General features: G+C 50.0%; 5 protein-coding genes. 3 read left to right on the top strand and 2 right to left on the bottom strand.

Annotation, left to right across the window (positions count from 1 at the left end):
• Window positions 1-162: 162 nt before the first annotated feature.
• From DEF47_RS07995 to DEF47_RS07985, 3 genes are all read left to right on the top strand, one after another.
• A complete protein-coding gene (locus DEF47_RS07995) occupies window positions 163-816 on the top strand; it encodes an NAD-dependent epimerase/dehydratase family protein (protein WP_012191283.1) in 654 nt (217 codons plus the stop codon).
• A gap of 488 nt (window positions 817-1304) precedes the next feature.
• Window positions 1305-3626, top strand: a complete 2322-nt coding sequence (locus DEF47_RS07990) for a PPC domain-containing protein (RefSeq protein ID WP_012191282.1) — start codon at window positions 1305-1307, stop codon at window positions 3624-3626.
• A gap of 253 nt (window positions 3627-3879) precedes the next feature.
• A complete protein-coding gene (locus DEF47_RS07985) occupies window positions 3880-4170 on the top strand; it encodes a hypothetical protein (RefSeq protein WP_041304713.1) in 291 nt (96 codons plus the stop codon).
• A 54-nt stretch (window positions 4171-4224) separates the two neighbouring features.
• Here the strand turns inward: DEF47_RS07985 and DEF47_RS07980 are convergent, their stop codons facing one another.
• Window positions 4225-5286, bottom strand: a complete 1062-nt coding sequence (locus DEF47_RS07980; protein ID WP_012191281.1) for a phosphotransacetylase family protein — start codon at window positions 5284-5286, stop codon at window positions 4225-4227.
• Window positions 5287-5501: 215 nt separating this feature from the next.
• Window positions 5502-7595 carry an acetate--CoA ligase alpha subunit gene (gene acs / locus DEF47_RS07975; protein WP_012191280.1) on the bottom strand — a complete coding sequence of 698 codons (2094 nt, stop codon included), beginning with the start codon at window positions 7593-7595 and terminating at the stop codon, window positions 5502-5504.
• Between the last annotated feature and the right edge of the window lie 45 nt (window positions 7596-7640).

Genomic DNA, 7640 nt, shown 5'->3' with positions numbered 1-7640 from the left:
TGCGTCTCCCGCCTTGAGGCGGGACGGAAGGGTGGTGATGATGATGCTTATTAAAACCTACCCTTGAAAGGGCTGAAGGTCATTGCCAACCGCATAAACCATTCGGCTACTTGCCTGGAAATCGTGCTAGGCTTAATGCAATCGCTTGAAAAGGAAATTTTGATGAAAATAATAATTTTTGGTGCTACAGGTATGATTGGGCAAGGCATATTACGTGAGTGTTTGTTGAATCCAGCGATTGAGCAAGTGTTGTGTGTTGGGCGCACGCCCACCGGCCAACGCCACCCAAAACTCGCTGAAATTGTGCATAGTAATTTATATCAACTCGGCTCAATCGAGCATGAATTGGTGGGCTATGATGCCTGTTTTTTTTGCTTGGGCGTTTCGGCGGCAGGCATGACCGAAGCTGCTTATCGCTCGATTACCTATGATTTAACGCTGCATGTGGCCCAAACCTTGGCACGATTAAACCCACAATCAAGCTTTAGTTATATTTCAGGTTCGGGCACTGATGCTGATTCGCGGTCGATGTGGGCACGGGTCAAAGGCCAAACTGAACAAGCCTTATTGGCCTTGCCATTTCGCGCGGCCTATATGTTTCGCCCAGGCTTTATCCAACCTCAACATGGCGTAGTTTCCAAAACCCGCTGGTATCGGCTAATGTATAGGCTTACTAGCCCGCTGTATCCCCTGTTTAAACGCTTAATTCCCCACTATGTCACCACAACTGAGCAACTAGCCCAAGCCATGCTGCGGGTAGCCCAAAACGGCGCACCCCAGCCAATTATCGAAAATAGCATGATCAACCAGCTTTAAGTTCCTTCACCCCCTAGCCCCCTCCTTTCAAGGGTAGGTTTTTAACAATGATTGGGTGAACTTTGGAGTCGATTGCCATGCCCTCACCCCCTAGCCCCCGCTCCCGCAGAGCGAGCGAGGGGGAACCATCCGAGCATGACCATTGGTATGCTCCTCGCCCGCCGCAGTGGGAGAGGGGTCGGGGGTGAGGGATCTTAAAACCTACCCTTGGAAGCTCGCCCCCGCTCCCGCAGAGCGAGCGAGGGGGAACCGCCAAACGAAAAGCCCCTCGCCGCCGCAGTGGGAGCGCTACCGCTATCACCTTCAAGACCCGTCCCGGTATCCTGAAAAGCCCCTCGCCCACCGCAGTGGGCGAGGGGTTGGGGTGAGGGCATGCTTTTTTGCTTGCCCCAAAATCAATATTTGACGTTATAATGGGCTAGAATAGCGATGCTGCTCTTTTTAACCCATTTGTCAAATCAACCAGCCTTGAAGCGGAGAAGTTGCCTATGAAACGTGCGCGTTTATTAATGTTCGTGGTGCTAGCTGGCTTGTTAACGCCGCTGGGTGTATGGGCGCGGCCTGTAACGCCACCCCAAGCCCAGCCGCAAGCCCCGAATACAGTCAATTTTTTCGTAGATCCTAATTCCTTTGCAGATACCATGGTTCCTGGGCAATCGCGCCAATTTGCATTTCAAATTCAGAGCCTAAGTAGCTCTAATGAAAGTGCAAATTTTACATTTGCTCCAGAGGGATTACCACCCCAAATTACAGTTAATGCAATTGCTCCTGTGACAGGGGTAAATCCAAGTGATCAGGTTACAGTTTTGGCTACAATTAATATTGCAGCTACTGCTCCCTTGCAAACGTATACATTTAGGATTCGTGTTACTGCTACTGGCAATACTACAGGTGTTGCCAGTTCAAGAATTGTTGATTTTCTTATTAATGTCGTAGCGCCAACAGCAACTCCAACTCGTACTAATACACCTACCGCCACTGCTCCAACGGCTACCAATACTGGCACGCCTGGGCGGATTTGCGATGGTAATGGTGGCACGGTTAACGATAAATTTGAGCCAAATAATACCCGCAGCCAGGCTCGCCGAATTGAAGTTGATGTGCCGCAAGTGCACGCGATTTGTCCAGTTGGCGACGAAGATTGGCTCTTATTTGGCGGTTTAGAGGGCAAAGTCTATACGATCGATGTTTCGCAAATGGTCGATGGGCTGGATCTTTCGTTGACGCTTTACGATAGCAACGGCAATCAATTGGCCTTTAACGATGACTTTCCGCGCAACAATGATCCCAGCGATATCAAGCCACGAATTCAATCGTGGCGTGCGCCCGCCAACGGCCAATACTACATTAAGGTGCGCGATTCCGCCGGACGCGGCTTTATTGATGCGCTCTACACAGTGGTGTTGAATAGTGAAAGTTATGGCCCCACGCCAACGCTCATCCCTGAAATTTGTAAAGATCTCTACGAGCCGGATGGCTTGCCTGAAATTGCACCGTTGATTGTGGTTGGCGAAGTTCATCCCGACCATCGGTTGTGCCCACGCGGTGATGCCGATTGGGTCAAATTCTTTGGCAAAGCTGGCAAAGTCTATTCGATCTTTACCTCGGAACTCAGTGTTGGTGCTGATACAGTGATGGTCTTGGCTGATCGCGATGGCACAACGATTATCGATTTCAACGATGATTATGAATCAGGCTTGGATTCGCGAATCGATTTCGCGCCGTTCGTCGATGGCTTCTATTTTGTGCAGGTCAAGAATGTTGGCGATGTTGGCAATCAGTTTATCGATTACACCTTGACCTTCCAGATCAAAACTAATGCCAACCAAGGCGAACCAACCATGCAGCCAACCGCAACCTTCGAAGATGATATTACGCCAACTTTCGAGGATGATGTTACGCCAACTAGCGATCCTAATCGCACGGCAACCGCGACTGGCACGGCGACCCGCACGCCAACTTCGGCCTATCCAACCCCAACCACTTCATCGAGCAACAAATTGCCCAACTTCGATACGCGCAGCAATGGCAAATTTGCCGACCCAGCCTTTAACAAGGTTTGGGCTTATGCCGATGCTCCAGTGGCGAGTGGCCAAGCAGTGCGCTCTTGGTTGTGGGGGCCGAGCAGCGGCCAAGCCCGCGCCGAGGTTTACGATCAAGCGCCTGGTGGTTTGCGTCAAGTGCAATATTTCGATAAATCGCGCATGGAAATTAGCGATTTCGAGGCCGACCGCCAAAGCCAATGGTTTGTGACCAACGGCTTGCTGGCGAAGGAATTGATTCAGGGCCAGATTCAAATTGGCGATAGCAATTATGTGCAGCGTAGTCCGGCCCAAATTAATATTGCTGGCGATTTAGGCGCTGCTTCGGCTCCAACCTACGCCAGTTTTAGCAATTTGCTTGGCGCAACCAGCGATCGTACTGGTCAATTCGCCGATCAGCAATTAGCGCGTAGTGGCAAAGTGAGCGCTTATGCTGGCGCTGCAACTGATGCAGCTAAGTTGGTGCATTATGTGCCACAAACTGGCCACAACATCCCTAGCGCCTTCTGGGATTTTGTCAATCGTCAAGGCTTGGTTAGCCAAAATGGCCGTACCCAAAACGGCCAAGTGATGGATTGGGTTTTTGCTTTGGGCTACCCAATTAGCGAAGCCTACTGGGCCAAGGTCTATGTTGGTGGTGTTGAGCAAACTGTGTTGGTGCAAGCCTTCGAGCGCCGCGTGCTGACCTACACTCCCAGCAATCCCGCCGATTGGCAAGTCGAAATGGGTAATGTCGGCCAACACTACGAACAATGGCGCTACCGCTAGATTAAATTCTTCGCTTCAAGGCTAAAATAAAACGCCCCGTGTTCTGAACAAAACACGGGGCGTTTTTTATCATGAAATAACTACACTGAATAATATCCAAACTAATGTATGAGTTAAGTTACTACTATGGTTTGATAGGATCGTATCGTTATACAAGTATAATCTCGATTGTATGGATACATTATTTATACCTTGTTAATAATTTGCTGCTATTTGATGGTTACCAATTTTCTTCAATTAAAAGGAGTACATCATGGAACAGCACAAGAATTTGGAATTACTGAGAGAGGATCAACGACGGATTGCTACTCAAATAGCTATTCGGTCAAATGTTCTAGGGGAGTGTGAGTTTTGTGAGGAGATTATAGAGGGAAATGAAGATATAGAGAATGCATATAAGTTGGGAAATTTTATGATTTCGAAAAATGATCCATCAGTTTCAATTTTTGAAGGGAATAGAAGTATTCTGACCGATACGATAAAAGAAGTAGTTGAAGAAGCTGCTTATGACTGTGGTTGTGTTGATAGAATGATGGAAGATTAATATTAAAAAATCATAAAAGGAGGTTTTCAAACCTCCTTTTATGATTTTTAAGTGCTACAAGCCTAAAATCGCATCCAAGCGCGGCCAATCGCAGCGCTCGGCCATAAGTTTGGTGAAGCGTTCGAGTTTGGTACGTTCGTGCAAGCGAATATGCCCAAACATATTTTCAATCCGCTCAACCGCAGTCAAGGTATCATCAGCAATTGTGATAATCGGCACGTTGCGTTGCTCAGCACGATCGATCACCGATTGTTGCGGGCGGAAGTTGCCTGTCAATACCAAGGCATTGGTTGAGGTTTCCAAGGCAGCCAATTGCAAATCGGTGCGGTCGCCGCCAGTGATCACGGCTTTGTTGGCGCGACGGCGGAAGTGCGATAAGCCCGCTTCGGCTCCCATCGCCCCAATCATCAGCGATTCGATGATTTTGCCCTTGCCAAAATCGGCTCCAATCACATTGCCACCAAGCTCAGCCACCAAATCTTCAACGGGAATACCTGAGAGCGCACTATCTTGCGGCAACAAGCCCAAAACCGCGATGCCATGCTGCTCAAGGAAGGGCACAACATGCGATTGAACAAAATCGAGGCGGGTTTCTTCGATTTGGTTGAGAATCACGCCCTTGAGCCGTTTGCCGACGAAGCGTTGCACCGACAAAATTGCATCAACAGTGAGCGTGGTGCGATAGCGCGAAACCAAGACCATCGGTGCATCGATCAAATCGGCCACCCGATCGGCGCTCAGATCGACCAGTGAACCTTCGGCCCAACTATTCGTGCCTTCAACGATGGTCACTTGATGTTGGCTGCTGATTGCTTGGAACGCTTGTTGCACCGCCCCAGCCCAATCGTGCTGCTCGCCGCGCAAAATGCTTTCGATCGTGGTGCGGCGCAAAAGCACTGGCGCGATCTGCTCCAATGGCTCGCTTAGGCCAAAGCTCTCGCGAATAAAGGCAGCATCTTCATCGAACGCCCCTTCAGGCGTGTGGGTTACCGAAACACTGACTGGCTTCATATAGCCAGCGTCGATCTGGCGATTCTTGAGTTGGCGCAACAAGGCAGCACAAACTGCACTCTTGCCAACATATGATTCTGTTGATGCAACATACAGCGTTGCCATAGCGAAACTCCTTGTATCAAGGCAAAGGGCAAAAATCAAAAGTCAGAAGGCAAAAGTCAAAATAGATTTTGAGATACTTCTAAATTCCAATGGCACAATTAGAATCGTATTGTCCAGAATGTGATTAATTCTCAATTTCGATTTTGCTTCTGACTTAATTTAATAGAATTGATCTTTAATTCTGATTTCTGCCCTTTGCCTTTTGACTTTCAAATCTATCCTTGCAGAATAATGCGGGCATCGAGCACGATTACGCCTTCGCCACGGTTGTAGACGACCAGCGGATTAATATCCATTTCGACGATTTCGGGGAAGTCGCTGACCAATTGGCTGACCCGCAGCACAATATCTTCAACGGCTTCTAAATCGGCGGTCTGCTCGCCACGCACGCCCTGCAACAATGGAAACGAACGAATTGCCCGCAGTTGTTCGCGCACTTCTTCGCGGCTCAAGGGCGCAAGTCGAAATACAACATCTTTGAGCACTTCGACATAAATACCGCCCATGCCCACGCCGATTAGCGCCCCAAATTGCGGATCACGGCTGACCCCAACCAAGACTTCGCGGCCTTTACGCGCCATTTCCTGCACCAAAACCCCCCAAATCCGAGCATTTGGGCTGAATTTGCGGGCACGATAGGCGATTAGTTCGTAGCTATCGCTGGCAGCTTGCGGGTCGGCAATCCCCACACGTACCCCGCCAATATCGCTTTTGTGCAGAATATCGGGCGAGCTAATTTTCATCACCACCGGAAAACCAATTTCCTTGGCAATTTCGGCGGCTTCTTCGGGCGAACGCGAAAGCCGACTGTCGGGCAAACGCATGCCATAGGCTGCCATCACTTCACGGGCCTCGATTTCGCCAAGCTCAACCCGCCCTGCCTCGCGTACTTGAGCAAATAACTCGCGGACATGCGCTTTATCAACATCGAAGCGAGCGTAAGTCATGGCTGGTTGTTCACGCCAGCGGCGATGTTGCCACATAGCTTCCAAGGCTGATACCGCTCGTTCAGGGAATTCGTAGTTGGGGATTTTATACTGATTGAGCAGTTTGAGCGCAGGCTTAATGCTATATGCGCCCATAAAACTGGCAACAATTGGTTTGCTTTGGTTGGCTGAAAGTTCGGCCATGGCTTCAACCGTGGCTTCGGCTTCGCTGCCAGCTTGCGGGGTAAACAGCACTAACACCGCATCAACATTCGGGTCGGTCAAGGCCGCCTCAATCCCAATTCGATAGCGATCAGCTTTGGCATCGCCGATGACATCGATTGGATTATAGACATTGGCGGTGGCTGGCAACGTAGCTTGAAGTTGGCTGATGGTTGCGGGCGTAAATTCGGCCATTTGCAAGCCAGCCCGCTCAATCGCATCGGTGGCGATAATTCCAGGTCCGCCAGCATTGGTGACAATCGCAATTCGCGAGCCAGTCAGCAAGGGTTGGTAGGCAAACACCAAGGCAAAATCAAACAATTGCTCCATTGTGCGAGCACGAATGATCCCGCTTTGGCCAAATGCCGATTCGTAAGCGCTCTCGCTGCCAGCCAACGAGCCGGTGTGCGAGGAAATTGCTCTCGTGCCTGCTGCCGTCGTACCGCTTTTGATCGCGATAACGGGTGTACGTTTGGTCACTTCGCGGGCGGCCTGAATAAAGCCGGGGCCATCGGAAATGCCTTCCAAATAGGCCAAAATAACTTTATTCTGGGGATCGTTGCCCCAAGCCTGCAACAATGCTACTTCATCAACATCGGATTTATTGCCAAGGCTGACGAAGCGCGAAAAGCCAATATTGGCCTCTTTGCTCCAATCGAGGATGGCGGTACAGACCGCGCCCGATTGCGACATAAAGGCAATTTCACCATCAGCGGGCATTAATGCTGCAAACGAAGCATTCAAATCGCTGACTGTATCAATCACACCAAGACAATTGGGTCCGACCATGCGCATGCCGTAACGTTGCACAATCTCTACCAATTGGTGTTCAAGCTTAACCCCTTCACCGCCAACTTCCTTGAATCCTGCGGTGATCACAACTAAACCGCGCACGCCTTTTTGGCCGCATTCTTCGACCACATTTAAGACATGCTGCGGTGGAATAACCAAAACTGCCAATTCAACATCAGCGGGAACAGCAGCGACCGACGGGTAGGCCGTTTGGCCTAAAACTGCACTGGCAGTAGGATGAATCGGGTAGATTCGCCCTTTATAGCCATTGTCGATTACATTTTTGAGGACACGGTGACCAAGACGTGATGGATCGGGAGATGCTCCCACCACGGCCACCGATTGCGGAGCGAAAATCTCCTCCAGCATAGCGATTGCCTCCGGGTTACTTCGATCACCCCTAGAGCATATCAC

The sequence above is a fragment of the Herpetosiphon sp. genome (assembly GCF_003512625.1).
Taxonomy (GTDB): Bacteria; Chloroflexota; Chloroflexia; order Chloroflexales; family Herpetosiphonaceae; genus Herpetosiphon; species Herpetosiphon aurantiacus.
Note: the sequence above shows the minus strand (reverse complement) of the source record. Positions and strands in the feature narration are given on the sequence as shown.

Coding starts and splice junctions, on each gene's coding strand:
- DEF47_RS07995 (WP_012191283.1), top strand. CDS start 163: ATGAAAATAATAATTTTTGGTGCTACAGGTATGATTGGGCAAGGCATA.
- DEF47_RS07990 (WP_012191282.1), top strand. CDS start 1,305: ATGAAACGTGCGCGTTTATTAATGTTCGTGGTGCTAGCTGGCTTGTTA.
- DEF47_RS07985 (WP_041304713.1), top strand. CDS start 3,880: ATGGAACAGCACAAGAATTTGGAATTACTGAGAGAGGATCAACGACGG.
- DEF47_RS07980 (WP_012191281.1), bottom strand. CDS start 5,286: ATGGCAACGCTGTATGTTGCATCAACAGAATCATATGTTGGCAAGAGT.
- acs (WP_012191280.1), bottom strand. CDS start 7,595: ATGCTGGAGGAGATTTTCGCTCCGCAATCGGTGGCCGTGGTGGGAGCA.